This is a genomic window from Pedobacter frigoris, assembly GCF_032678645.1.
Classification (GTDB): Bacteria; Bacteroidota; Bacteroidia; order Sphingobacteriales; family Sphingobacteriaceae; genus Pedobacter; species Pedobacter frigoris_A.
Genome location: NZ_JAVTSP010000003.1, coordinates 588,965 through 615,493 on the forward strand (window position 1 = coordinate 588,965; position 26,529 = coordinate 615,493).

Annotated in this window: 19 protein-coding genes, 1 tRNA gene and 1 riboswitch; of the genes, 16 read left to right on the top strand and 4 right to left on the bottom strand. The window is 40.3% G+C overall.

Annotated elements, in window-relative coordinates; all coding sequences use genetic code 11:
* Positions 1-5 precede the first annotated feature (5 nt).
* Together hisD and hisG are read right to left on the bottom strand one after the other, a co-directional pair.
* Positions 6-1,292 carry a histidinol dehydrogenase gene (hisD, locus tag R2Q78_RS12975; protein WP_316792537.1) on the bottom strand — a complete coding sequence of 429 codons (1,287 nt, stop codon included), beginning with the start codon at positions 1,290-1,292 and terminating at the stop codon, positions 6-8.
* 46 nt (positions 1,293-1,338) lie between these two features.
* Entirely contained in the window at positions 1,339-2,190 is an 852-nt protein-coding gene (gene hisG, locus R2Q78_RS12980; RefSeq protein ID WP_316792539.1) for an ATP phosphoribosyltransferase, read from the bottom strand.
* A gap of 615 nt (positions 2,191-2,805) precedes the next feature.
* On the opposite strand from hisG, the gene R2Q78_RS12985 reads away from it, so the two are divergent.
* The 5 genes from R2Q78_RS12985 to R2Q78_RS13005 are packed head-to-tail and all read left to right on the top strand — an operon-like array spanning position 2,806 to position 8,988.
* Positions 2,806-4,386 carry a L,D-transpeptidase family protein gene (locus R2Q78_RS12985; protein WP_316792541.1) on the top strand — a complete coding sequence of 527 codons (1,581 nt, stop codon included), beginning with the start codon at positions 2,806-2,808 and terminating at the stop codon, positions 4,384-4,386.
* Between the two features lie 21 nt (positions 4,387-4,407).
* The gene (locus tag R2Q78_RS12990; RefSeq protein ID WP_316792543.1) at positions 4,408-6,453 is read left to right on the top strand and encodes a BatA domain-containing protein; all 2,046 of its coding nucleotides are present in this window, start codon (positions 4,408-4,410) and stop codon (positions 6,451-6,453) included.
* Positions 6,450-7,712, top strand: coding sequence for a dihydroorotase (locus R2Q78_RS12995; RefSeq protein WP_316792545.1), 1,263 nt, complete (start codon positions 6,450-6,452; stop codon positions 7,710-7,712). Before R2Q78_RS12990 ends, R2Q78_RS12995 begins: the two co-directional genes overlap by 4 nt.
* Positions 7,705-8,382: a hypothetical protein gene (locus tag R2Q78_RS13000; RefSeq protein ID WP_316792547.1), complete on the top strand. Its 678-nt coding sequence runs from the start codon at positions 7,705-7,707 to the stop codon at positions 8,380-8,382. Before R2Q78_RS12995 ends, R2Q78_RS13000 begins: the two co-directional genes overlap by 8 nt.
* Positions 8,383-8,397: 15 nt before the next feature.
* Positions 8,398-8,988 carry a DUF4199 domain-containing protein gene (locus R2Q78_RS13005; protein WP_316792548.1) on the top strand — a complete coding sequence of 197 codons (591 nt, stop codon included), beginning with the start codon at positions 8,398-8,400 and terminating at the stop codon, positions 8,986-8,988.
* Positions 8,989-9,028: 40 nt separating this feature from the next.
* Here the strand turns inward: R2Q78_RS13005 and R2Q78_RS13010 are convergent, their stop codons facing one another.
* Positions 9,029-11,107: a M48 family metalloprotease gene (locus tag R2Q78_RS13010; RefSeq protein WP_316792551.1), complete on the bottom strand. Its 2,079-nt coding sequence runs from the start codon at positions 11,105-11,107 to the stop codon at positions 9,029-9,031.
* A gap of 207 nt (positions 11,108-11,314) precedes the next feature.
* Between R2Q78_RS13010 and R2Q78_RS13015 the strand changes: the two genes are divergently transcribed.
* The gene (locus R2Q78_RS13015) at positions 11,315-14,239 is read left to right on the top strand and encodes a glycoside hydrolase family 2 TIM barrel-domain containing protein (RefSeq protein WP_316792553.1); all 2,925 of its coding nucleotides are present in this window, start codon (positions 11,315-11,317) and stop codon (positions 14,237-14,239) included.
* A gap of 186 nt (positions 14,240-14,425) precedes the next feature.
* Positions 14,426-14,526: riboswitch (SAM riboswitch) on the top strand.
* 61 nt (positions 14,527-14,587) lie between these two features.
* Positions 14,588-15,766 (top strand): cysteine desulfurase family protein, encoded by a 1,179-nt coding sequence (locus R2Q78_RS13020; RefSeq protein WP_316792555.1) that lies wholly within the window; start codon positions 14,588-14,590, stop codon positions 15,764-15,766.
* 191 nt (positions 15,767-15,957) lie between these two features.
* On the opposite strand, the gene R2Q78_RS13025 is transcribed toward R2Q78_RS13020, so the two are convergent.
* Positions 15,958-18,243, bottom strand: a complete 2,286-nt coding sequence (locus R2Q78_RS13025; RefSeq protein ID WP_316792557.1) for a DUF6263 family protein — start codon at positions 18,241-18,243, stop codon at positions 15,958-15,960.
* Positions 18,244-18,329: 86 nt separating this feature from the next.
* On the opposite strand from R2Q78_RS13025, the gene R2Q78_RS13030 reads away from it, so the two are divergent.
* The 9 genes from R2Q78_RS13030 to R2Q78_RS13070 all read left to right on the top strand — a co-directional run bounded on the left by R2Q78_RS13030 (position 18,330) and on the right by R2Q78_RS13070 (position 26,102).
* Positions 18,330-19,283, top strand: coding sequence for a glycosyltransferase family 2 protein (locus tag R2Q78_RS13030; RefSeq protein ID WP_316792559.1), 954 nt, complete (start codon positions 18,330-18,332; stop codon positions 19,281-19,283).
* Positions 19,284-19,286: 3 nt separating this feature from the next.
* Positions 19,287-20,255, top strand: coding sequence for a glycosyltransferase (locus tag R2Q78_RS13035; RefSeq protein WP_316792561.1), 969 nt, complete (start codon positions 19,287-19,289; stop codon positions 20,253-20,255).
* The gene (locus R2Q78_RS13040; protein WP_136834216.1) at positions 20,252-21,040 is read left to right on the top strand and encodes a hypothetical protein; all 789 of its coding nucleotides are present in this window, start codon (positions 20,252-20,254) and stop codon (positions 21,038-21,040) included. The genes R2Q78_RS13035 and R2Q78_RS13040 overlap by 4 nt, the downstream gene beginning before the upstream one ends.
* Positions 21,041-21,046: 6 nt before the next feature.
* Positions 21,047-22,546, top strand: coding sequence for a GH3 auxin-responsive promoter family protein (locus tag R2Q78_RS13045; RefSeq protein ID WP_316792563.1), 1,500 nt, complete (start codon positions 21,047-21,049; stop codon positions 22,544-22,546).
* The gene (locus R2Q78_RS13050) at positions 22,543-23,724 is read left to right on the top strand and encodes a 1-deoxy-D-xylulose-5-phosphate reductoisomerase (RefSeq protein WP_316792564.1); all 1,182 of its coding nucleotides are present in this window, start codon (positions 22,543-22,545) and stop codon (positions 23,722-23,724) included. Before R2Q78_RS13045 ends, R2Q78_RS13050 begins: the two co-directional genes overlap by 4 nt.
* 8 nt (positions 23,725-23,732) lie before the next feature.
* Positions 23,733-25,061 carry an RIP metalloprotease RseP gene (gene rseP, locus R2Q78_RS13055; protein ID WP_316792566.1) on the top strand — a complete coding sequence of 443 codons (1,329 nt, stop codon included), beginning with the start codon at positions 23,733-23,735 and terminating at the stop codon, positions 25,059-25,061.
* Positions 25,062-25,068: 7 nt separating this feature from the next.
* A complete protein-coding gene (gene hscB, locus R2Q78_RS13060) occupies positions 25,069-25,611 on the top strand; it encodes a Fe-S protein assembly co-chaperone HscB (RefSeq protein WP_316792568.1) in 543 nt (180 codons plus the stop codon).
* A 66-nt stretch (positions 25,612-25,677) separates the two neighbouring features.
* A complete protein-coding gene (locus tag R2Q78_RS13065; protein ID WP_316792570.1) occupies positions 25,678-25,968 on the top strand; it encodes a DUF3817 domain-containing protein in 291 nt (96 codons plus the stop codon).
* Between the two features lie 54 nt (positions 25,969-26,022).
* Positions 26,023-26,102: transfer RNA gene (locus R2Q78_RS13070), tRNA-Leu, on the top strand.
* The last annotated feature ends 427 nt before the right edge of the window (positions 26,103-26,529 follow it).

The following is a 26,529-nucleotide window of genomic DNA, read 5'->3' on the forward strand; positions in this document are numbered from 1 at the left end:
TTGTGTTATCCTTTCAATCGTATACTAATCGCATTTTTATGTGCATCCAGGCCTTCTGCGGCAGCAAGTACTTCCACTGTAGTTCCAATATTGTCTAAACCCTTCCTGCTGATGTGCTGAAAAGTAATCTTCTTAACAAAAGAATCAAGTGAAACGCCTGAATATGCTTTAGCAAAGCCACTTGTAGGTAATGTGTGGTTGGTTCCGGAAGCATAATCCCCTGCACTTTCAGGAGTTAGATTTCCTAAAAATACAGAACCTGCATTGACAATCAATGGAATAAGTTTTTCAAACTCCGTTGTTGCAAGAATGAGGTGTTCTGGTGCATAAACATTGCTGAATTCCATTCCCTGCTCTAAATTTTCAACCAAAACAGCATAAGAATTTGCTATAGCCATTGCAGTAACATCTTTTCTGGGTAGTTCTTTTAATTGAATATCAAGTTCTTCAAGTGTTTTGTCGATGATTTCTCTGGAAGTAGCGACCAAAATTGCCTGACTATCAGAACCATGTTCTGCCTGAGCGAGCAGGTCGGAAGCTACGTATGAAGGATTGGCAGTCGTATCAGCAAGTACCAAAACCTCTGAGGGGCCCGCCGGCATGTCTATTGCAGTGCCCGCAGCCGACTGTACCAGTTGCTTAGCCTGAGTTACGTAGCGGTTACCGGGACCAAAGATCTTGTAGACCCTTGGGACGCTATCTGTACCGTAAGCCATAGCTGCTACAGCCTGTGCTCCGCCAATCAAATAGATCCTTTCAATACCTAGTTTTATTGCACAGTAGGCGACGTAGCAATTGGTCTTCCCATCCTGTTGAGGAGGAGAGCAAACGACGATCTCTTTGCAGCCTGCAAGTACCGCTGGAATGCCCAGCATCAGGAAAGTACTCGGCAACACAGCGGAGCCACCGGGGATATACAAACCCACCTTTTCGATAGCTCTTGTTTCCCTCCAGCATTCTACGCCTTCCATGGTCTCTACGCGGGCTTCTTTGTTCGCTTGTGAGGCATGAAAAGTACGGATGTTCAGATAAGCGGTATCAATGGCTGATTTTGCATCAGCAGGGATGGTTGACGCAATGCTTTCAATCTCTGCTTTGTCGATGCACAGCTTGTTCATGATCACCTTGTCGAACTGTCTCGCATAATCAAATAACGCTTTGTCGCCTTCGCTTTTCACTCGTGCAACAATACTTTTTACACGTTCCTGTATGCTGTTATCGTCTTCCAATTGCCTCAGACATATTGACTCAATTTTATCTTTAGATAAATCAGTATAGCTATAGATTTTCAATTTGTTATGATTTGAGTTTAACTATTGGTTAATGATGAAAATGGGCTTAAGCAATGATTTTTTCAATTGGCATTACTACAATGCCCTGAGCACCGGCAGCTTTCAGGCTATTGATTTTTTCCCAGAAATCGTGTTCTGCAATTACCGAATGAACAGCTACCCAGTCCTCGTCAAACAACGGAACAACGGTCGGGCTTTTTACTCCCGGCAATAAATCCACTACTTTTTCAAGGTTTACTTTCGCCACGTTAAGGACAACATATTTAGTCTCTTTAGCACGCAGTACGGAACGGATTCTTTGCAGTAATTCCTGTACTTCCGGAAGCATTTCTGAACCTGCCTTTCCAATCAATACCGCTTCAGATTTCATGACTTCGGCAAAGGGTTTTAGTCCGTTGCTCTTTAAAGTTCCGCCAGTTGAAACGATATCGCAAATGGCATCACTCAGTCCAAGTCCCGGACCAATTTCCACCGATCCTGAAATCATTCTGATGTCTGCATTTACATGATTTTCCTTCAGGTATTTTTCAAGGATCACAGGGTAAGAAGTAGCGATGGCTTTACCTTCCAGCTGCGCAATTTCAGTGATGCGGCTTTCGTTGGGAATGGCGATTTTCAGTGTGCATTTTCCGAAGCCCAGTTTTTGAAGATAGGTCACTTCAGAACCAGACTCAATGATTACATTTTCACCAACAATACCGAGGTCGGCAATACCGTCCTGAACATACTCCGGAATATCATCATCTCTAAGGAAAAGGATTTCCAACGGAAAGTTAGTTACTGTTGAAATTAATGAGCTTTTGTAGTTTTCAAAAGATAAACCACAATTTTTAAGGATTTCTACTGATTTTTCGTTTAGTCTACCCGATTTCTGGATAGCAATTTTAAGTGTTTTCAATTATGCTGATTTGATATTATTGATATTGAACAAGAAATAAGGTCGGAAACAAGTTTTGAAGTACAAAACATTACATATACATCGCCAACTGGCGATGGTGCAAATGTAAGTGATGGTTCAAAGTTGTGTTCATATTTATTTAAGTTCCTTACCAACAACGACAAGCATGCTGAGGAAGTGCAAATATATAGATTGAAATTGCAAATGCAAATAAAAGCTGAGTTATATTTGTTACATCATCGCCCAGGGGTATAATAGAACAGGTTTTTTTCAGGCGCGGATTAGGACAGTTTTATGCCAGGTAAAACCTAAGGATATAGCAATCCCACTATTAACCTATACTTAATCTGTATCTACCCCACCTTTTATTAAGAAAAATGTGGGGTAGAGGTGGGGTAACTGTGGGCTAGAGGTGGGGTAGATGTAAGCATGAGTAGAAGTTAGGGTAAGGTGATAGTGAAGAGTTATTAATTGCTGAATTATTTTTCTAATTAATAATTAAGAAAAGGAGGTTCTCTGCTTGTCGATCAACTTTAAATTTCATATAAAAATAGTGGCATTCAATTTGCATCACCGGAAGTCTAAAATAACACTATTTTTGCGCTTAATTAAATCATGTCGAGAAAATCATTACTCATACTTGTTCCTCTAATAGCGATACTTGCCTCCTGCAACTGGTTCAGGGATACTCCTGAAATTGGTTTGGTGCTGTCGAAGCATTTTAAGCGCAAACTCTATAAGAAATTTGATACCACTGCTTATAATGTTGTTTTTAGGAAACGCCTTGATAGTTTAAGAGATAAGTTTTCTAATCCCAATACCCTGGCTAATTTTTATTATGCTAATAATTTAGAACCTATGCTGGTTACAAAATACTTTGCAGGTGGCGGACTGGATACGCTTTCGGCTTACATCAGCAGAAGCGAGCAGCATGGTTTTAACCCTAAATTATTCAGGAATCAGCAGATACGGGATTTGCTGACAACCATGGCGGCCAATAAATTTAAGACAATAGAAGAGGTATACCCTGTGGTGGCGGATCTGGAACTGAATGCTGCTGAAGGATTGATCAAGTACAATAACTTTGTGTATTATGGAAGTGTCAACCCGCGCAAACTGTTTAGCAGGTATTATGTTCCTGTAAAAAGACCTGATAGTTTAACGGTTACTGCGGTTTTAGCTACAAGGGATATTCAGAAGCTTCTGAGTGATATACAACCAAAGTCTGATGGGTATAAAGTATTACAGCAACAATACCTCCGTGCGGGTCATGATTCAAATACAGTAAGTTCTGCTATAAAGACCATTTTAGTTAACATGGAAAGGTTACGCTGGAAACTACCCGAACTGGGAGAGGAGTATGTGGAAGTAAACATCCCGGACTTTTCCCTTACCTGGTTTGATGGAAAAGATACCACCACTCACATGAAGGTATGTGTTGGCGGAAAAAGGGAAGCCGATTATCTGGAAAAGCAAAAGTTATTTGCCAAATCAGGCAATCTGGATGATAAACCTAAAAATCATGAGACACCGATTTTATATAGCAAGCTAAACTCCATACAGGTAAATCCGGTCTGGAATATTCCTGTGAGTATTGCAAGAAGTGAAATTTACTGGCAGGCGCGTAAGGATCCTTATTATCTTTCGAACAACAACATCAAAGTTTATTATAAAGGGAAACAGGTGAATGATCCTGATACGATTCAATGGGATAAGTATCCAAGGGAAAAGCTGCCATTTCAATTTAAGCAGGGTTCTGGTGAGGACAATGCCCTTGGTAAGTTCAAATTTATATTCGACAACGGATCGAGCATCTACCTGCACGATACCAATAATAAGACCGCATTTGCAAAAGCCAATCGTGCCATCAGTCATGGTTGTGTTCGCGTAGAGCGCCCTCTGGAGTTTGCAGAAATGCTGGTTAAGGATAAATACCAGTATGATCAGTTGAGGATGGAGGTTAATTTGCCGCCAATAGATACCACTAAAATGGAGGTGTACCGCAAAAAACTGGCAAAAAAGACGGATACGGTAAATATTTTTCAATTGAAACCAAAATGGTTTGGGGTTAAAAAACCTATCCCATTGATCATAAACTACGTTACAGCCTGGTCGGATAAAGGAAATATTCAGTTCCGTCCGGATGTTTACGGTTTAGATGAAACTTTATGGGATGCTATGAGGAAATTCATGTAAAAGTTCTACCTTTGGTTTTTAATGAATTTCCTATACCCAGGTTTTCTTTTAGCGCTGCTGGCAATAGCGATTCCTATTGCGATTCACCTATTCAATTTTCGAAAATTTAAGAAAGTATATTTCAGTAATGTACAGTTTCTGAAGGAGGCCAAAGAGCAGAATTCTTCCAGGGAAAAGCTGAAGCATTTATTGATTTTATTCAGCCGTATATTAGCGGTAGCATTTTTGGTTCTTGCTTTTGCGAGACCATTTATCCCTTCTGATGCAAGTCACAACCCTGGTTTGCGAAATGTAGTGAGTGTCTATATTGACAATTCTTACAGTATGGAAACTGTAAATAAGGAGGGTAGTCTGCTGGATGAAGCTAAGCGTAAGGCTAAAGAAATAGCAGCAGGATATGGCTTAAATGACCAGTTTCAGCTCATCACTAATGATTTTGAAGGTAAACATCAGCGACTGGTCAATAAGGAAGAATTTATCAGGTTGCTTGACGAAGTGAAAATCTCTTCGTCTTCCAGAACATTGCAGCAGGTCATCAACAGGCAGCAAGCCGATCTTGCAGCCAATAGAAACCAGGTAAGTTATCTGTTGTCCGACTTTCAAAAAAGTTTTACGGGAACAAAGTCTCTTTCAGTGAATAATGATGTGGGTTACAATTTTGTGAAGCTGAATGCAAATAGTTTACCGAATATTGCTGTGGACAGTGTGTGGAGCCTTTCTCCGGTACATCAACCAGGCGCATCTGAAAAGATGGTCGTTGTGCTGCATAATTATGGAGAAGAAGATGCGACAGGTGTACCTCTTAAGTTGACTGTAAACGGACAGCAAAAGACAATCAGTAATGTGGCAGTACCAGCCGGGAAATCTGTAAAAGATACTTTGAGTTTTAGCGGATTGAGTGCAGGGTGGCAAAAAGCAACACTGAGTATCAAAGATTATCCATTGACTTTTGATGACGCACTGAACTTTAGCTTTAAAGTAAGCAACGAGTTGAAGGTGCTGAACATCAAAGGCGACCTTACCGATAAGTTTGTGAAGTCTTTGTTCGCCGCTGATCCTTATTTTAGATTAACCGAAATGCCGGAGTCCAATATCAGGTATTCTGAATTTGGACAATATGGCCTGATTGTATTGAGCGGATTAAAAGACCCTTCTTCCGGACTGGCACAGCAGTTGAAGAGCTATGTTCAAAATGGTGGCTCGATTGTGATTTTTCCGGATGTAAGTGCAGGGGCAAATGCATATAGCCCATTCTTTACTGCCATGGGACTTCCTGCTGTGCAACAGTTGAATGCAGGTGCCCCTGTTACAAGTACGATTGATCTGAAAAACCCGGTATTTAAAGATGTATTTGAACAGGTGCCTTCTAATATGGATTTGCCGGTGGTAAATAGATACTTCAGTTATGTAAATCAAAATTCAAGTGTAAAACAAAGTATTCTTCAGTTGCCGCTGGGCACTTCATTGTTCGCTATGTACAGTTTAGGAGCTGGAAAAGCCTATTTATCTGCGGTATCGTTGGATATCAAGGACAGCAATCTGCCAAGGCATCCGGTATTTGTGCCGATGATGTATAAAATTGCTTTTGCGAGTGCTAAGGAGCAGCCCTTGTATTATACAACCGGTGGTAGCGATCTTTTGGAAAGTGAAAAAGTATCGTTGTTGAAGAATCAATCACTTAAATTGGTTTCTGAGGGTCTTGAGGTAATTCCGGAGCTTAGACAGACATCTGATAAGACTTTGCTTTATGTGGCTGACCAGATAAAAAAATCAGGTTTTTATGAGCTTAAAAAAGCAGATTCAACTTTGGCTGTCGTTGCATTTAATAATGACCGTACGGAGTCAGATATGCATTATACAACCGAAGATGAATTAAACGGGTTATTCGGAAAGCAAAAAGTTGAGATTTTTAATTCTAAAAAAGACGCACAGTCATTAAATATACAGGCTAAAAATAACAGTACGGAGTTATGGAAACTTTGCATAATTTTAACACTTGTTTTTTTAGCTGTTGAAATACTATTGATCAGATTTTTTAATTATAAAAAAACCATAATAACATCATGAACCTTCTTATCACGGGCGTAACTATTGCCGATCCAAACAGCCAGTTCAATCAAAAGAAATGTGATGTACGTGTAGAACAGGGAATCATCACTGCTATAGGTGCAAATTTAAAGGAGGCTAAAGATGAGCAGGTATTTGATGGTTCTGGTTCTGTCTTGTCGCCGGGTTTCTTCGACCTAAACTGTTCGATTGGTGATCCGGGTTTTGAAACCAAAGAAGATATTCAAACCGCGACAGCTGCTGCTAAAGCAGGAGGGTTCACCGGAATTGCGGTTTTGCCCAATACCAGGCCTGTAGTTCATTCTAAAGCTGAAGTGGAGTATATCATCAACAGAGCTAAAGGAAGCCTTGTAGAGGTATTGCCAATAGGTGCTGTGAGCAGAGATATGGAAGGCAAGGAGCTTGCCGAACTGTATGACATGCAGCAGGCGGGAGCAGTAGCATTTTCTGATGGTGGTAAATCCATTACAGATGATGGATTCATGAGCAGGGCGCTGCAGTACGCCAAGGGTTTTAATGGTTTGTTGATGGTTTATCCTGAAAATAAATCTATCGCAGGGAAGTCTCAGGTAAACGAGAGCAAGACAAGTGTATTGCTCGGGATGAAAGGCTTGCCAGCGCTTGCGGAAGAAATGCACATCAGCAGGGATATTTTTCTTGCTACCTATCATGATGCTCCGGTACACATCAGCAATATTTCTACTTCGGGTGCGGTAGCCCTGATTAAAAAAGCTAAAAAGGATGGTGTGAAGATCAGCTGCGATGTGGCTGCGCATCACCTAGTGTTTACAGAGGACTTGTTGAATGATTTCGACAGCAATTATAAGGTAAAACCACCGTTGCGCGCCAAATCTGATGTAAGGGCATTGCTGGCTGGCTTAAAAGACGGAACTATTGATGCAGTGGGTTCACAGCACCGTCCGCATGAAATAGAACATAAGGATGTAGAATTTGAAATCGCAGCTTACGGGATTATAGCATTACAGACCGTTTTGCCTCTATTGATCAGGGCTGGTCTGGATGCTGTTCAGATTGCAGAGAAACTGGCCATTAATCCGCGTGCGTTACTTGGACTGGAAGTACCGGTGATACAAGAAGGCAGGGTAGCGAATTTTACAGTTTACAATCCCTCGGAAGAGTGGGTGTATGATTCAAAAAGCAATTTTTCAAAATCATCTAATTCACCGCTATTAAATAAAAAACTGACCGGCAAGGTTCAGTTGGTATATAACAACAAACAAATACAATCATATGGATAATCAGGTAAAAGTTGCGCTGATCGCGGCATTGGATAAATTTGCTGCGGCATCAGGAAAAGATTCTGTTCAGTTGGAAGAAAACCTGGTAGAGGTTTTTAGCAAGGATCTGGGTTTTTTGGAGAAGGTAGAAGAGTTCGATGAGGTATTTGACGGCTATCCTGCTTTTGACGAGTTAAGGGAAGTGTTTTTTGATTTGTTGATGATCAATTTCTTTACTTCAGATGTTAAGAAACTGGAAGAAGATTATCTGGATTCAGAAGAATGGGAAAACATTGAGGAGGAGACGATAGACAGGGGAACTGAATTGCTGAATTTACTGCTTTACATCAATGAATGCCATGATGAGAAGATCAAGCCTGAACTGGGAGATTTTCTAAAGGAGTTTTTATTGGTTGAAGAAGATGAATTCCAGGATGAATTTCACATTTACGAAGACCTGATTAGCAACCAGCAATTGGTAGAAAGCAGTGTGGAAGATATTTGCAGTCATGCCGGCATGATTGAACTGGGTGAGGAAATGGAAGAGTTGTTTGTGCCGTTTATGGTGTTCTTTTATTCGCCGAAGGTTAATGATAAAGTAATAGCTGAACTGGAAGAGTTTAGTTCGAATAAAGAATTTGATGCGGCAGTTTATACTTTGATTGCTAACTTTAATATTCAACAAAACTAACATTCAATAAAAATTATGGAAGAGAAGATCGAAAACGTAAATGCGTTAGAAAATTTGAAGCCAGAGGCAGCTAAAAGTGGAATTGGACTGGGATTGATCTCATTAGTCTTAATGGTGATTTCAGCTTATATATTGATTGGAGCTACTTCCATGTGGACAGTTTTTCTTGCTCCTGTTTTTCTTGGGTTGCTTATACCGCTGGGTTTGGTGATCTATCTGAGTATAGATCTGAGAAAGAAAGTTGGCGGATATTGGAATTTTCGTCAGGCTACCTCCGGTGTGTTTATTATGCTTTTGGTTTCTTATGTCATCTCCAATGTCGGTAATTATGCTTTTACCAAGTTAATTGAGCCTGATATGCCCTCGAAGATGCAGTCGACGGTTGTAGATGTTACCTCCAAAATGATGGCTAGTCAGGGCGTGGACCAGGAAGCCGTTGAGAAAAAAGTAGATGAAATGAATGCCGAGTTTGAAAAGAAACAAAATGGCACTTTTATGCAGACTTTTCAAGGCCATTTAATCGGAGTTGTTATCGTATTTGTCGTTTCCTTGTTATTTGGCGCGATTTTCAAAAAAGATCCGCCGAAATACTTGATAGAGGAGTAAAAACAATACGGGTGCCCTTTTTAAGAGCACCCGTATTGTTTTACGCTGGTGTCAGGTTTTCAATCATCCCTGCCTGAAATTCAAGAAGTGACATTTTTAGTTTATTCTGCTGCTTAAATATGACCAGTGTAAATGCATTTATTACATTGAAAAGCAATTCAACTTCAAGATCGAAATAGGTGTCATGACCAAAGTATTTCCAATCTTTCGATAGGTATTCTTCAAATTTGCTGCGTGTATCTGTGTCTATAAATTCATGATAGAGATCGCTTTCCAGTAAAAATTTCACTTGTTCTTTAAATGGTTCTTCCATTTTCTTTACTTTGAACATGTTGTTTTTAATCTCGTCGAATGGGGTTGTGGTTTGCATGAAATAAGTTGCTTCAACCAAATTGACATATGCATCGCGCTGGGTCTGTACTGGTTTTGCTATTTCCTGAAACGCAAGGGCATGTGTTTTGAAATCTTCGGCATTGCCGATCTCTCTGGATCTTTGTAAAAAGAAATTAAACAGCATTTTATCCCGTTTTTCCAAAGCACCTTTTAACTCCTTAATTTCTTTGTCCAGGAAGGCAGATACTGAATAAGCATCAGCTGAGCTATATTTTATTCCGTCATAATCAAAGGTGTTGATTTCCAGGATACCCTCACAAATATTATCAACAGTTGCCTTATCCGAAATTGCGGCGGTGAGGTTATTGATTTCTGCTGCGCTCTGGTCATTGATGAGGTCTTCAAATTTCAGTTGTTCCCGGGTCGCGTTAGGTTCGAAGTCCTCGGCGGTAAAATCTTGATAGGGATCTCTGGTGTCAAAGTAACCTTTAAAAACAGCAGGATAGTCATTCTCCTGTTTATTCTTGAAATATTGAGTTTGAAATTCATCCAGTCCTGTGATAACCGGTTCCTTTTCAAACTTTACATGTTCAAAAAGCCGTTTAGTGATCATTTCTTCAATGATTGTTTTATCTGCCAGAAGATTTATAGCGATTTGATTGGAATGAGCTCTTACCGGCAAGTTTAATTCCTCTAATTTAGCGACCCGCTGTTCCGTACTCGGATGTGATGACCATTGGTCATCCAAAACAAGTTTGGTTCTATTGAATTTTTTATAAACTTCAATTGGCAAATGAGGCAGTTTATCCTGGATTTCCAGTTCTTCCGCTTTGGCAATCTGATCGATGATAAATGAATGCTGGGGGTAGAAATTATTGGTTGTTTCTGATTCGGCGATTTTTGCGTTGTAGTAGTTGAATACAGCATCAAGAGATTGATTTGCAAGTCCAAGCCGCAACAAAGAATTGGCGAGCGGTGAGGATCCGGCTACGCTTGCCGCCACAGCATCCGCATGGAACTCCATTTCCCTCGAGAGTGCCATGTAATTTAAGTTTAGTACGCGGTATACCTTCATCAGCACATACTGAATGCCTCGTATGACCAATATTGATCCTTTAGAAAACAAAACAAAGTAAGCACTTACATCTGACCACCTGTCGAGCAGATTTCCATATCCTTCGTTCTCGTATAGCATGTTGTAGATCACTTTATTTACATTGTATACATAGCTGCCTACCTTCATACTGCGCTGCGAGAAATGACCAAACTCGTGAGCAAGTATGGCTTTTAGTTCAATTTCCGATACCGAATTCATCAGTCCCAGTCCGATTTGAAGATTCTTTTTTACCGGGAAAAACATACTCCAGAAACTGGAGTCGTAGAATACAGAAGCATTTACATCCGAGGAGAGGTATACTTTTTTTGGAAAGTTTGTTTGGACTTCATTTACAATTTCATGAATCATTTTGAACAATTCAGGTTGTTGTTTTTCAGTAATTTCAAGCAGATGACTTCTGTCTATTTTCTTTGGACTGCTAAAAATAAACTTAATGAGGAAGAAGAAAATCAAAAACCCCATCCCAAGGAAACCCAGGGCTAAAGCTGCGGTAACAGCCATGAATTTTAAGGCAACTAATCCGTAGGCAATCAGTCCACAAAGAAATATAACTCCTATGCCAAGAATGATCAATACTAAGTACGTAATAAAAAAAAGAGCAATGGCATATATAGATTTAACTGCCATTTTTCTGAAATTTTCAGAAACACTGAGCGCATTGTTTTGCATGTTTAATAGTTTTAAATGCAATATAATGGAACTAAATATTTTTTTGCTACTCCCCTGCAAATTTTGTCCGTTTCAAGATCGTGTTTTTGCTTAAAAGTTTAAGTTTTTGAATATGGGGTTTTAGTTTGCCGCTTACCGCAGGCGTACATTTGTAGAATCTGGCCCTTAACTACAAAGTGTTCAGGTAGTATAAACCAAAATACACATATGAAAATTTTTTACAGGGCATTAGGGACCTTGCTGCTTTTTGCGAATACGGTGGTGCAGGCTCAAATCCAAAAGATCAGTTATACTACGACTGATAATCAGGTTTTGAAACTTAACCGGATATCTCCGGCAGCTTCCAGGCAGCCAAATAGAATCGCACTGGATGGAACATGGCAATTTTCAACGGATATCAATTCATTGCCTGCTGATAAAAATATCCAGGTGCCCGGCGAATGGGTAATGCAAGGCTTCGAAGTGAAGAGAAACGTATTTGCAGGTTATAGACGATCCTTTGAAATACCTGCAGATTGGAAAGGTAAACGCGTGAAGCTAAGGTTCGATGCGGTATACAGTGAAGCTGAAATTTGGGTGAACGGCAAAATGACAGCCTCACATTTAGGAGGATTTACTCCATTTGAAGTTGATGTCAATGATTTTATAAAATGGAATGGCAGCAATGACCTGCTGGTGAAGGTGAAATCGGAGAGCAAAGCAGATTCGCTGGCAAGCGGATCAACTTATGCTATACATTCCCTGGGTGGAATTCCCCGCAAAGTATACCTGGTTGCGGTAGCACCTGTGAATTTTGCCTATGCAGATGTAAAAACCATTTTAGATAAGAATTATGAAAACTCCATTTTAAATACGGATGTGATCGTAGCTAACGAGCAGGATGGTAAAGCCAGTAACCTCGTGATAAAAGCAGAGCTTTTTAAGGCCGATGGCATGAGTAAGGTGGGTGAGAAGGCTGTAAACATTGAAAAGAGTATCAATAAAGGTGATTTTGTACAACAAAACATCAGCTTTGATGTGAATAACCCGGCAAAATGGGATCCTGAGCACCCCAATTTATATGTTGTCAAACTGAGCATTATTCAGGATGGTAAACTGCAGGATGTCATTACTAAAAACATTGGCTTTCGCCAGATAGAAGTACGTGGTAACCGTGTTTTTGTAAATAATATGCCTATTAAATTGCGCGGAGTTTGCAGGCACGAAGTGATGCCGCTGCGCGGTCGCTCTGTTAATGATAATACCTGGGAAAAAGACGTTAAACTATTTATCGACGGAAATGTAAACTATATCCGTACCTCACATTATCCTCCGGCTGAAGAGCTGATTGAGGCCTGTGATCGCTTAGGGATGTTTCTAGAGGTAGAGGCTCCTTTTTGTTGGGCAGACAGGGCCAGGGCGATACCTGCAGGAACAGAACTTTACCAAACGGTATTGGTAGACCAAACGCTGGATATGGTAAACTATTTCAGATCTAGTCCATCTGTGCTCATCTGGTCGATAGCTAATGAAAGTAATAAGTATAAAGAGTACTTTAAAGAAACGGCAAAACTGGTTAAAGATTTCGATCCGACACGGCCACGTAATTTTAGTCAGTGGACCCCGAATGCCGATGATGGGGAAATGGAGATTGCCAATCATCACTATCCGGGACCAACCGGTCCGGCGGTTTATAATAACTATAAGAGACCTATTGTTTTCGATGAGTACGTCCATTTAAATGCCTATAACCGCTTGGAGCTGGTAACAGATCCGGGCGTGCGTGACGCCTGGGGAATTGGATTTTTGGCAATGTGGGAGGATATGTATAAAACTGATGCCGTTTTAGGAGGCGCGATCTGGGCGGGGATTGATGATACATTCTTTCTGCCCAATGGGAAAGTTGTAGGCTATGGTACCTGGGGTCCGATAGATGGATGGAGAAGGGAAAAGCCGGAATACTGGCATATGAAAAAAGCATATTCCCCGGTAAAGATTGAACTAGCCGGTAACTGGAGCAACGGCAATGTAGCACTGACATTACAGAACAGGCTGCTGTTTAGTAATCTGAACGAGTGCAGGATAGAATGGAGCCTGGGATCGGAAAGTGGACGCATCACTGCCGATCTGAAAAGGAATAAGAGTACAACTGTAAATGTGGCGGTCGGCAAGAAGCCTTTATCAAAGGATAAAATGATGGTTAAAGTCTACGATCCACGGGGTGTAATGGTTGATATTTACGAGTTTTCTGTGGTTCCGGGTGTTAAAGAAGTCACTGAGCATGCCAGCGCGGCTGGTCAATCCTGGAGCTATACACAGAAAGGCAGCATATTGACTGCCAAAAATGCAAGTATAGAGGTCAAATTTAACCTCAGCAGCGGAGACGTGGAGCAGGTGACGAAGGGCGGAAAAAGCTTGTGGAATACCGGTGCGAGATTGATGGTATTGCCATTAACTCCAGAGGGCAGAGGAATACAAATGACAGGGGGCAGCCAGGAATTCGATCCCTTTACAGACGTATGTAAAGGTCGTATTGTTAAAGATATCACATTAAACAAGGCTAAAAATGGATTTACAGTAAGTGTTTCCGACTCTTATTTAGAAGCTGCGGGAGTTACGACCTACAACTTTATGTCCGATGGACAAGTAAAAGTAAGCTACAAGTATACCATTCTAAAAGCTGTGAACCCACGCCAGTGGGGATTCGTATTTGGTTTGCCAGATACTTTTCAAGAGTTGGACTGGAACAGAAATGCACTTTGGAACTACTACCCTTCAGATCATATTGGAAGATCATATGGTAGAGCGAAACTGATGTCTGAAGTGAAGGTTTCCGGACCTGCCGGACCAGCTGCACTGCCAACTAAACCCTGGAGTCAGGATAGGAGTGAGCTAGGTACCAATGATTTCCGTTCTACCAAGATGTATATCTATTCGGCTTTCCTGACAAATGGTGTTTCCACTTTTGATGTCATGGCTAATGGGCAGCAGCACATTCGTGCCTGGAAGGATTCACAAAATATCAAAGCTTTAATAGCTGGTTACAGTAATATGGGCGCGGGAGATTATTTCCGGGACCATGCAGCAAAAATGGACCGTCCGCTAAAAGTGGGCGATGTAATACAGGATAATATCGTCCTCAAATTAAGATAAGCTCTCCTCAATTCTTATGTAAGGTGCTCTGAAAGGTGCACCTTACTGTTTTTATGGCGTTCCGGAATACAAGAAGATTTCGGTTAAAAACGGCATGACAAGCAGCTTAGATATTATTTTAAAATAAATACTACTGTTTTAGTAGTATTTATTATATTTGCAGTCACAACAGTTCTTAAATTTACTTACTTATCCAGAAAGACTGAGGGAAAGGCCCTATGAAGTCTTAGCAACCTGTAATTATATAAGGTGCTAATTCCTACCACCAAAAGGTGGATAGATAATCTAGTTTTAGCTTAGTGCTATCCGGATAAGTTTTATTATTCACTTATAAAACGATAACCGAAAATGAGAATTTACCTTGACAATGCCGCCACTACACCATTAAGCAGAGAAGTATTTCATGCAATGGAACCTTATTTGTTCGACAATTTTGGCAATGCATCTTCTACACATCATTATGGATTACAGGCACGCGCTGCGGTGGAACAATCTAGAAGAACAATCGCCGAACTGCTAAATACCAGTCCTGAGCATATCGTATTTACATCGGGCGGTACTGAGGCAGACAATACTGCAATACTTTCAGCCATCAGGGGCAATGGCATTAAACTGGCTATAACAACACCATTTGAGCATCATGCCGTATTAAATACATTGAAGGCACTTCAACGAAATGGAGAGATAAAACTTGCGTTCCTGAAGCATGATGAGAAGGGTAATTTATCTGTTTCTCATTTAGATCAGCTACTTGCTGCACATGAAAAGGCATTCGTCTCTGTAATGCATGGAAATAATGAGATTGGAAACCTGAATGATATCCATGAAATTGGAGAAGTCTGTAGTAAATACGGTGCGGTCTTCCATTCAGATACGGTGCAGACCATGGGCCAATACGTATATAACACTCAAAAGCTAAAAGCCGATTTTCTGGTGGGGTCTGCTCATAAATTTCATGGACCAAAAGGAGTGGGATTTTTATACAAAAGTTCGAAGGAAGCTATTCTACCATTTATCAACGGAGGTTCACAAGAAAGAGGACAGCGTAGCGGAACTGAAAATGTGATGGGGATTGTCGGACTGGCTAAAGCTTTAGAGCTGTGTTATCGCAACGGGGCATTTTTTCAGGAGCAGCTTGGTAATTTGAAACAACGCATGGTAGATAAACTGAGCAATAGGATTGATGACCTGGCTTTTAATGGTAATTCTGCAAGCAGAGAACTGAGTCTGTCGACAGTGCTAAGCGTATCGCTACCTGATTTAAGTAATGGATTGAGTCCTTTAAGTTATCTTGATAAACATCAGATCTGTGCGTCCGGTGGGAGTGCGTGCAGCAGCCGGTCTGCTTCCGGATCACATGTATTGAGTGCTCTGGGAAGTGATTTTAACCGAAATACCATTCGTTTTTCTTTTAGTCGTTATAATACCGAGGAAGAGGTGGATTATGCGGTGGAAAAGCTGGCCCAGTTTTATGCCGGAGATAAATTAGAAGACATCCGGATTTCACTGGAGGAAGTAGCTTATTAGAATGTGGAATTGTTTATAAAATTATTTAGGTATCAAACTTAAGAATGACTAAATTGTTATGTATAAAGCAAGGGGCTAATTCCCAGGAAAAAAAGTCCTGTGAGCGGGAGATCCGCGGAGGGCAGGCACAGCATAAAGAAGGTCTTGATGGAAACCCATCAAGACCTTTATTTTTTAGATGAAATCCAGGTTTAGTTCATTGAATAGATGGTATTCAGTTGGTTTAGTATGGCCTTCCAATCTTTTCCGAACTGTACGTTCATCATCTTTCCTTCGGGAGATATGAGTATTTTGGAGGGGTATCCCGTAATTTTGTAATCGCGCTCTACTTTATTGTCTGACATGGCTACAGGAATGGAGTACTTGTTTTGAGCGATAAATGACTTTACTTTATTCTCCTGGTCGTTACAAGCGATACTCAGGAAATTGTTGTCACCATGTTTACCTGCTGCCAGTTCAGTATAAAATTTATTAACCGAAGGCAATTCTTCTTTACATGGGCCACACCAGGTACCCCAGAAATCCAGAATTAGCCATTTATTCTTATAATCTGCCAGGGCGTGCTCTTTGCCATCAATATTTTTAAGTTTGAAGTCTGGAGCGGCGTTCCATGAAGCCATTACATCCTGTATGAAGAAAGATTTAAAATCTTTCCCCGGAAAACGGGTCTTATAGATTTTCTGCATTTCCGGTAAGTTTTCAGGATTGGCATTAATGTCAACCACAATCAGTTTCAACGCTAGTTTTTCATTACCGGAACTTAACAGTTTATCTATGTAATCCTGCCGGTAGCTCTCTTTTGATTTGAGGAACACACGGTCATAGAAACTAATATGTGCTTTTTCATTATTTCCTTTGGGGGAGTAGTCCGCCGCTTTGGCCAGGTACTGAAGCGCTTGTGTTGAATCTTTGCTCAGCGCCGACTGATATTTCAGATACCATGCGTAGGCTAGTATATTCTGGTCTGCATAGTGATTTGGATTTTTAGCATCCGCAGTATATTTTTCAAGCTTTTTAATTGTGCTATTTAATAATGAATCGGCTTCGGTCCGTGCTTCGGCTTTTACCAGTATACTGTGTAACAGTAACGCATACCTGCCGCCATTTCCACTTTGCATCTGTGTGTCGTCCATTTTAGCGAATGCTGCTGCATTTTTTATGAGCAATGCCTTGTTTTGCTGATTTTTTTCAGATGCAACCCATAGGTATAGCGGCCTTACTTGCTGTTGATATAGCGGGTCTTTATCCTTCATGAATAGTTCTAAAAGCTCGTAAGCTTTGCCCGCAGATGGGTTTGGCTTTCCTTCGTCGGAGAGGAAACTTTGTGACATGGAATTTTGTATCCATTCGTAGAATGAAACATCTTTGTAAACATACTTGCTGACATCGTACGCAGCCATCGGACCTTGTTTGTCAAGTGCGCTACCCAATTTGTTAAAAAGATGATGCGTTTGTTCTAAATATTTATTTGGGGTAAGCAAGAGCAGACTATCATATATTTTATAAGACTCATCGCCGTCCAGTTGCTGAATCATGCCCAGCTTGCTAAGCATATAGTAGCGGTCGTTACTATATTTCTGGTCGTAGGCTTTAAATGCTGAGAGCATCTTTACAGAATCATATCCCAGTTGATTTTTAATTGCAGTGCTCCAATAGCTGAATTTAACAGCCATGTTGGTCCAGGCAGTATCCGGAATCGGTTTTGTAGTGCTGGCACTTATTTTCTGAGAAGATTTTACCCCGTCACTGTACTTTGCCGTTGAACCATCACCGGCTTTGCCGAATTTGGAATCTGTCTGAGCATTTTGTATAAGACCGCTAATCGGATCCACGTTGTATTTGCCCTGGATACTAAATCCACTTGTATCTACTTTGGATGAATTGAACGTTAGCGCTTTTGCATTCCTGCTGCCTAATTTAAATTTTGCTCCAGAGTCCTTGCTTTCCCATTGTGGGGTTATGGCCAGACTTTTTTCCGGAAACTGGAAAAACAAACCTTGCATTGTACCTTCAAAAGCTTTGTCGGAATTGTGCAGCAATTGCTTTTCTATCTCAGGGGTTAAATTCCAGGAGCTGAGTACATTTTTTAAAGCAGGTATCACACCGTTCACGCTGATTACTTTTCCCTTTGGGCTTACTACTACCGTAAAAGACTTATTTAACATTGCCATAGGAAAGAGCACACCTGTCGAATTTAAGCTGGTATTGTAAATGGAATCTGTATTCAAAATAGTCTTGCCCTCGCTGCCGCTCTTAATAACGGCCCTTACGAGCTTACAATCAAATACAGTATTTCCGGCGGCATTTTTACCAAGCGATTTAAAGGCATAAGTAAATTGCTCGTCGCTGGTGAAAGTTCCATGCTGAGTATTTCTTGTGGTATATTCAAACTGCTTGTTTTTAGGCACGTTTAATTGCTGTGCATAGGTGGTTGTTGCGGCTGTTAAGCCAAGAACCAATACGAGTAATTTCTTCATGAGTTATCGTTAATGGCTTAAATATAAAGGAAAAATTGTCAGATTTTATATAAGTTTGCACATTGTTTAATTGCTTGTAATCGTACATGGATATTTCTGTTGTAATCCCGTTATATAATGAAGATGAGTCTTTACCGGAATTAACTGCCTGGATTGCAAAGGTTATGGAAGATCATAACTTTTCCTATGAGGTTGTTTTTGTTGATGATGGAAGTACCGATAACTCCTGGGCTGTAATAGAACAGTTAAAGGAACAGTATGATGCTGTGAAAGCGATCAAATTCAGAAGAAATTATGGTAAATCTGCCGCGCTGAATGTAGCTTTTGCAGCAGCTCAGGGCGATGTAGTCATCACTATGGATGCTGACTTGCAGGACAGCCCGGACGAAATTCCTGAACTGTTCCGGAGAATAAAGGAAGAGAAGTATGATATTGTATCGGGCTGGAAGAAGAAACGCTATGATCCGATTACGAAGACCATACCTACCAAACTGTTTAATGCTGCAACCAGGAAAATGTCTGGTATTCAACTGAACGACTTTAACTGTGGCTTAAAAGCATATCGTAACGATGTGGTAAAGACCATAGAAGTTTATGGAGAGATGCACCGTTACATTCCTGTAATTGCAAAATGGGCAGGATTTAAAAAGATTGGAGAACAGGTAGTAGAACACAGGGCCCGAAAATATGGCGTGACCAAGTTCGGATTGAGTCGTTTTATCAATGGATTTCTGGATCTGCTTTCTATATTTTTTGTAGGCAAGTTTGGGAAAAGACCGATGCACTTTTTTGGTTCATTGGGTGTGCTGAGTTTCTTATTGGGAACTTTCATGGCCTTATGGTTGATTGGCGAAAAGCTTTATCACATCTCAATGAATATCCCTTATAAGAGAGATATTACAGAACAACCTTTATTTTACATTGCTTTGGTTGCCATTATAGTTGGATCACAATTGTTCTTAACCGGTTTTGTGGCGGAACTGGTGACCCGTAATGCACCGGAACGAAATCAATACCTGATAGAAAAGGAGATAGCTTAAGCGATGTTTTTTTCCATAATAATACCACTTTATAACCGTCCGCAGGAAATAGATGAGCTGTTAAATACGCTTACTCAGCAGACCTATATGCAATTTGAGGTTTTGGTAATAGAAGATGGCTCAGTTAAGGATGCAAAAGCAATAGTAGATAAATACACTAATTTATTAGACGTAAAATACTTTTTCAAACCCAATGAAGGGCAGGGATTTGCTCGTAATTATGGTTTTGAAAGGGCTAAGGGTGATTATTTTGTCATATTTGATTCGGATTGCCTGATTCCCAAAGATTACCTCGAAATCGTAAGGGATTACCTGTTTGAGCATAAGCTGGATGCTTACGGCGGACCTGATGCGGCACATCAAAGCTTTACACCAATACAGAAGGCCATTAGCTATGCAATGACCTCTCCATTTACCACAGGAGGTATAAGAGGCAATCAAAAGCATATTGGTCAGTTTCATCCCCGAAGTTTCAATATGGGGGTTTCCAGGGAGGTCTGGGAAAAAGTAGGTGGTTTTATTCTAACCAGACTGGGAGAAGATATTGAATACAGCATCAGGATTCATGAAAGCGGATTTAAAATAGGCCTGATCCAGGCGGCTAAAGTTTTCCATAAAAGACGTACAAGTTTTTCTCAGTTTTATAAGCAACTGCATTTTTTTGGCAGGGCGAGGATAAATATTTATAAACATTTCCCTTCTGAACTCAAATTAGTGCATTTTTTTCCTGCAGTTTTTACTTGTGGTGTCATATTTACTATACTTATTAATATCATTTACTGGCCTCTTGCCTTTGTATGCAACTTTTTAATGTTGGTATACTTTATGTTGATATTTTTTCATTCATGGCAGGTTAATAAATCATTAAAAGTTGCATTTTTGAGCATTATTGCTGCTTTCATACAATTGTTCGCTTACGGGCTGGGTTTCATACAGGATTTATTTAAAAGAGTAGTATTTAAACGACAATGATAGAGTTTTTAAAGGACAGTACTTTTGCTGTAAATGAAGTGATTAGTAAAGCCTGGGCGGTGACTAAGAGGAATTACTTCTCGATAGCTACGCTTTGCTTTTTGATGTTCATTACTTACGCGGCCTCTAATCTGATGGCATTTTTTATGAGTGAGGTAAATATTGGTCTGCGTTTGCTGATGTCATTTACATTTATCATGTTCTATTTTACCATCAACCTGTCGTTGTTCAGATACATTTTTCATTTACTGGATGATGAAGAAAACGACGTAAGTATAGTAAGTACTATCCCCACCAGACAGCAGATCATCAGGTTTCTGGTAGCATCGCTTTATTTTATGCTGTGTATTATAGGGGTGTATTCTGTGGTTATTTTGGTTGCTTTTCCATTTATTTACACTGGTATTCCATTGGAAATCATCACTAATGTCGCTATTTCCGTAGGAATCGTTGCCATTTTTATCACCTGGGTGCGTATTTCCTTTTTTCCGTTCTTTATCATTGATAAGAATATGGGACCTTTTACCTCTATTAAATACAGCCTGGCTACAACAAGAGGTAATTTCACTAAAATATTCCTGCTATTATTAGTATTGGCTGGTTTTCATTTGTTGAATCTTTTCTTTGGTTATATCCATTGGCCATTGGTTGCTTTTTTTGTCAATGTTTTGAGTTCCTTTATTATTGTTCCTCTGGCTAGCGTAGCCCTTACCGTTGCATACCGTAAGATGATGAATGAATATAAAGGAGAAGGCGAACCAGATATTTTACATAACATAGTTTAGTCAGTTATGGGATTAAAAGCGGCATTGAGCAAGCCATTTGCTGCCTTTATTGTAAGGGGCATTGAAAAATGGAAAAGAAATGCAGTTGCTGTTCAGAAGAGCACTTTACTAACATTAGTAGACTCAGCTAAAAACACTGCTTTTGGTAAGGATCATTCTTTTGCGGAGATCCGTAATTATGAAGATTTTAAAAAGCAGGTTCCTGTCAGGGATTATGAAGGGCTGAGAACCTATATAGACCGGGTCGTAGCAGGAGAGGAAGATGTGATGTGGAAAGGGAAGCCTCAGTATTTTGCTAAGACTTCAGGTACAACCTCCGGTGTGAAATACATTCCTATTTCCAAAGAGTCGATGCCGGAGCATGTAAAAGCAGCAAGGAACGCTTTACTTACCTATATACATGAAACGGGTAAATCCGCTTTTGTAAATGGGAAGATGATCTTTTTACAGGGAAGTCCGATTCTTACGAAGAAGAACGGGATAAATGTGGGAAGGCTTTCAGGAATTGTAGCGCACTTAGTGCCCGGTTATTTACAAAAAAACCGCCTGCCATCTTACCAGACCAATTGTATCGAGGATTGGGAAGAAAAGGTAGATGCGATAGTTGGAGAGACCTTTGATCAGGATATGACCCTCATTTCCGGGATACCACCATGGGTTCAGATGTATTTTGACAAGCTTACAGAAAAATCCGGTGGTAAAAAGATCAAGGATATTTTTAAGAACTTCAATCTGTTTGTATATGGCGGGGTAAACTATGAACCCTATCGTGCAAAGATTGAAGCCAGCATCGGCAAGAAGATAGATACGATAGAAACCTATCCGGCCTCAGAAGGATTTATCGCTTATCAGGATAGCCAACAGGAAAAGAGTTTATTGCTGCTGGCAAATGCAGGGATGTTCTATGAATTTATCCCTGCTGATGAGTATTACAATGACAATCCAGCGAGGCTTTGCCTGGAAGATGTGGAACTGGATAAAAACTACGCCTTAATATTGAATACAAATGCAGGGTTATGGGGTTACAGTATAGGCGATACCGTTAAATTCGTTTCTAAGAATCCGTATAAGATATTGGTGACAGGCCGCATTAAGCATTTTATTTCCGCTTTTGGAGAACATGTAATCGGTGAAGAGGTAGAACATGCATTGCTCACTGTTGCCAATGAAGAGGGGGTAGGAATCACAGAGTTTACCGTTGCCCCCCAGGTAAATACCCCTGCGGGTGAATTGCCGTATCATGAGTGGTTCATAGAGTTCTCAAATCCACCTAAAGATTTAATTTCTTTCAGTAAAAAGGTAGATGAGGCTTTACAAAAGAAGAATATTTACTATTTTGACCTCATTGAAGGGAAAATACTGCAGCCTTTAATCGTTCGTTCGTTGCAAAAAGATGCTTTTGTGAACTATATGCGCACCCAGGGCAAGCTTGGCGGGCAAAATAAAGTTCCAAGATTGTCGAACGATAGGAAGATTGCAGATGAATTAAGGAGTTTTATAGATTGAAAAATATATCCATTTTAGGTTCCACTGGTTCAATTGGGACACAGGCTCTGGAGGTCGTCAAAGCAAATCCTGATTTATATAAGATTTCTGCACTTACGGCACAGTCTAATGCTGATCTGCTGATCAAACAGGCGTTGGAATTTTTGCCTTCGATGGTAGTTATAGGAGATGAAGGCCAGTATTTGAAAGTAAAAGCTGCATTGTCAGCAACTGCTATCCAGGTATTGGCAGGTGTAGATGCATTGTGCGAAGCTGCCAGTATAGCGGAAGCAAATCTGGTACTGACTGCAGTAGTAGGTGCGGTAGGGCTGAAGCCGACAATTGCTGCAATTGAAGCCGGAAAGGATATTGGTTTGGCAAATAAAGAAACCCTTGTGGTGGCGGGCGACCTCATTACAGCACTCGCTAAGCAATATGGTGTGCGGATCATTCCTGTGGATTCAGAACATTCTGCCATTTTCCAGTGCCTGGTTGGCGAAGACAACAATCCAGTAGAAAAAATATACCTTACCGCGTCCGGAGGGCCATTCAGAGGTAAGGATCAGGCATTCTTATCGGGAGTTACAAAAGCCGAAGCATTAAAACACCCAAACTGGGTAATGGGTGCGAAAATCACCATAGATTCAGCTTCTTTGATGAACAAAGGGTTGGAAGTGATAGAGGCCAAATGGCTGTTTGGACTTGAGCCGGACCAAATTGATGTAATTGTACATCCTCAATCTATCATTCATTCCCTGGTTCAGTTTAATGATGGCTCAATGAAAGCACAGATGGGCTTACCGGATATGAAACTACCCATTCATTATGCACTGGCATATCCTCAGAGAATAAGCAGTGATTTTAAACGTTTCAATTTCATGGATTATCCAGAACTTACTTTCGCGCAGGCAGATAGGGAGACCTTCAGGAACCTTGATCTGGCATTCAGAGCTATGCGAAAAGGAGGAAATATGTCCTGCATCATCAACGCTGCAAATGAAGTTGTTGTAAATGCTTTCCTGCAGGGACAAATTGGCTTTTTACAAATGAGTGACGTGATTGAGTCCTGTATGGACAGCATTGCGTTTATTGCTGAACCAAGCCTGAATAATTATTTAGAAACAGACCGGTATACACGTATATTTGCCGGCGAACTCGTAACAAAACAAGTTAATTACAATCAAAACATAAAATATTAAAATTATATATGAGCGGACTGATTATGGCGGCCCAGTTACTTCTGGGATTATCGATACTAGTAATTTTGCATGAGTTAGGACACTTTTTGGCGGCACGTGCCTTTGGAATTAAAGTAGAGAAGTTTTACCTGTTTTTTGATGCCTGGGGATTTAAGTTGTTTAGTTTTAAAAGAGGCGATTGCGAGTATGGCATCGGATGGCTGCCTTTAGGTGGTTATGTGAAAATAGCAGGTATGATTGATGAGTCAATGGATACTGAGCAAATGAATCAGCCCGCACAACCCTGGGAGTTCAGATCTAAGCCTGCATGGCAACGATTGATCGTGATGCTGGGAGGTATCTTTGTAAATATAGTAGTAGGTATTTTCATCTTCTGGATGATGACCTTTAATTATGGAGAGACATTTATTCCGAATAATTCTGTATTAGGTATTAATCCAGGAAAGATAGGAAAAGAGATCGGTCTGAAGCTAGGAGACAAGGTAGTGGCCGTGAATGGTCAGGAAGTAGTTCGTTTTGAAGAATTGATCAGTTCCAAGGTATTATTAGGTAATACAACACTAACTATTCTTAGAGATGGTAAAGAAATTGACATCAAAGTTCCCGATAACATCCTGAATAAGGTTTCTGATTTAGGAATAGAAGAATTTATTAGCAGAATGCCATTGAGGTCTTCTTTAGTTGACAGTGTGCTGCCTAATAAAACTGCGATAAAGGCGGGACTTAAAGTTGGCGATAGGATCACTGCTGTAAATGGAACACCTGTGAGTTTTGATGCTGATGCACAAGCATTAATCGTTAAAAATAAAGGTAAAGTAGTGAATTTTGATGTGGAGCGTGGTTCAGAGAAACTTGCGATCAATGTCCCTGTGGATACAGCCGGTACTGTTGGTTTGCGTTTCAATATCGCAGATATTAAAGAAGAAACGATTAAATACGGTCTTTTTGCTTCCCTTCCTATTGGTGTTAACCAGGCCTGGAAAGTATTCAGTGATAATGGAAAAGGAATCTGGAAAGTATTAACAGGTAAAATAAAAGCCAATAAAGCATTCTCCGGACCTGTGGAGATTGCACGTAAGGTTTATGGAGGAGAGTGGATCTGGGCAAGGTTCTGGGCTTCTACAGGATTTATTTCAATAGCCCTTGCATTTATGAACCTATTGCCGATCCCGGCATTGGACGGTGGACACGTTGTATTCCTGATCGTAGAAATGATCAAAGGAAAACCTCTTGGAGATAAGTTTATGGAGCGGGCACAGATTGTTGGTTTCGTGTTGCTATTGTCGCTCATGGTCTTTGTGCTGGGCAATGATATCTTTAAAGCCTTCATGCATTAGATACCCTATGACAGATTATTTTGAGTTTTATGGTTTGCCGGTCAGTTTTAATCCTGATCCGGCGCTGATAAAACAAAAGTTTTATGCGTTGAGCAAGCAGTTTCATCCCGACTTTTTTATTAATGAAAGCGAGGAGAAACAAGCTGAAGTTCTTGAACTAAGTACTGTAAATAATAAAGCTTATCAGGTATTGTCTGATCCGCAAAAACGTCTTGCTTATATTCTTGAGCTGAAAGGTCATTTGAAAGAAGGAGAACATTATGCGCTTCCTCAAAGTTTTTTGATGGAGATGATGGAAGTAAACGAGGCACTGATGGACTTGCAATTTGAACCGGATGCCGCAAAGCTTGATTTTTTAAAATCAGAAGTTAACGCTATAGATAGTGGTATAACTGGGGAGATTGTACTATTGACTAATGACTTTGATCAAAAAAGTGAAGATGTTCAGGGGCAATTGTTGCTGTCAATCAAGGATCTTTACTACAGGAGTAAATATCTGTTCAGGATTAAAGAAAGCATTGCGAAGGCCGCTTCTGCTAACACATTGTAAAAAAGTGAAATGCTTGTTTTTTGACAAGCCTGTTTGGATATCTTTGCCCGCAAAGTCAATATAATTATGAATACACAATCCATTTTTAGAAAAGTTGCCGTTGCTGAAGGCTGGTCCTACGTCTTGCTTGTTTTTATTGCTATGCCTTTGAAATATTGGGCAGACATGCCTTTGGCTGTAAAATATACAGGATGGGCACACGGGCTCTTATTTATGCTTTATATCGTGTTTTTGATCATGGCATGGGTAGAGTATAAATGGAGTTTTAAGAAAGGGGTCCTCTTTGGAGGTGCGTCTTTGATCCCTTTTGCGCCTTTTTGGGTGGACAAAAAGTTAAAAGAAGATAAATTAAAATAAATCTTGCGAATTAGTATTTCAATTTATACATTTGCAACCCGCTGATAAAGCAATGCCCAGCTGGCGGAATTGGTAGACGCGCTGGTCTCAAACACCTGTGGGAAACCGTGCCGGTTCGACTCCGGCGCTGGGTACAGATCCCTCTTTACGAAAGTAGAGAGGGATTTTTGGTTTAAAACCCTCTTTTAAAGCTCTCAAATTGTGTTTTTTTAGTTCGACCTCCGGTTAAGATAAGTTGCTAATAGCAGCCGTACTAAATTCGAACCATTTGTTCTGTTTGCATTATGGAGCTATTACATAAAAAACACAGGCATTAACATGGATTTTCTCTTACGTGTGCTGAAGAGCCGGAGATTCCGTTAACCGGACGATTTAATTCTGTGCTATTTTGCTCACTTTTGTAATTTATTATTTTTATTAAATAGTCAGAATTTTTGTCGCTTTATCTTTCCTTTTTGAATGGGTAGTTTTTAGTAGAATAGCTAGTCAGGGGATTTCGGAAGGGGGTGTCCAGCAACCCGGAGTTTCTACGTACCGCTCAAAGTAGGTTCTAATAGAATT

Bases quoted from the DNA above. Each gene is read 5' to 3' on its own strand.
- R2Q78_RS12985 (WP_316792541.1), top strand. From the start codon at position 2,806: ATGTCGAGAAAATCATTACTCATACTTGTTCCTCTAATAGCGATACTT.
- R2Q78_RS12990 (WP_316792543.1), top strand. From the start codon at position 4,408: ATGAATTTCCTATACCCAGGTTTTCTTTTAGCGCTGCTGGCAATAGCG.
- R2Q78_RS12995 (WP_316792545.1), top strand. From the start codon at position 6,450: ATGAACCTTCTTATCACGGGCGTAACTATTGCCGATCCAAACAGCCAG.
- R2Q78_RS13000 (WP_316792547.1), top strand. From the start codon at position 7,705: ATGGATAATCAGGTAAAAGTTGCGCTGATCGCGGCATTGGATAAATTT.
- R2Q78_RS13005 (WP_316792548.1), top strand. From the start codon at position 8,398: ATGGAAGAGAAGATCGAAAACGTAAATGCGTTAGAAAATTTGAAGCCA.
- R2Q78_RS13010 (WP_316792551.1), bottom strand. From the start codon at position 11,107: ATGCAAAACAATGCGCTCAGTGTTTCTGAAAATTTCAGAAAAATGGCA.
- R2Q78_RS13015 (WP_316792553.1), top strand. From the start codon at position 11,315: ATGAAAATTTTTTACAGGGCATTAGGGACCTTGCTGCTTTTTGCGAAT.
- R2Q78_RS13020 (WP_316792555.1), top strand. From the start codon at position 14,588: ATGAGAATTTACCTTGACAATGCCGCCACTACACCATTAAGCAGAGAA.
- R2Q78_RS13025 (WP_316792557.1), bottom strand. From the start codon at position 18,243: ATGAAGAAATTACTCGTATTGGTTCTTGGCTTAACAGCCGCAACAACC.
- R2Q78_RS13030 (WP_316792559.1), top strand. From the start codon at position 18,330: ATGGATATTTCTGTTGTAATCCCGTTATATAATGAAGATGAGTCTTTA.
- R2Q78_RS13035 (WP_316792561.1), top strand. From the start codon at position 19,287: ATGTTTTTTTCCATAATAATACCACTTTATAACCGTCCGCAGGAAATA.
- R2Q78_RS13040 (WP_136834216.1), top strand. From the start codon at position 20,252: ATGATAGAGTTTTTAAAGGACAGTACTTTTGCTGTAAATGAAGTGATT.
- R2Q78_RS13045 (WP_316792563.1), top strand. From the start codon at position 21,047: ATGGGATTAAAAGCGGCATTGAGCAAGCCATTTGCTGCCTTTATTGTA.
- rseP (WP_316792566.1), top strand. From the start codon at position 23,733: ATGAGCGGACTGATTATGGCGGCCCAGTTACTTCTGGGATTATCGATA.
- hscB (WP_316792568.1), top strand. From the start codon at position 25,069: ATGACAGATTATTTTGAGTTTTATGGTTTGCCGGTCAGTTTTAATCCT.
- R2Q78_RS13065 (WP_316792570.1), top strand. From the start codon at position 25,678: ATGAATACACAATCCATTTTTAGAAAAGTTGCCGTTGCTGAAGGCTGG.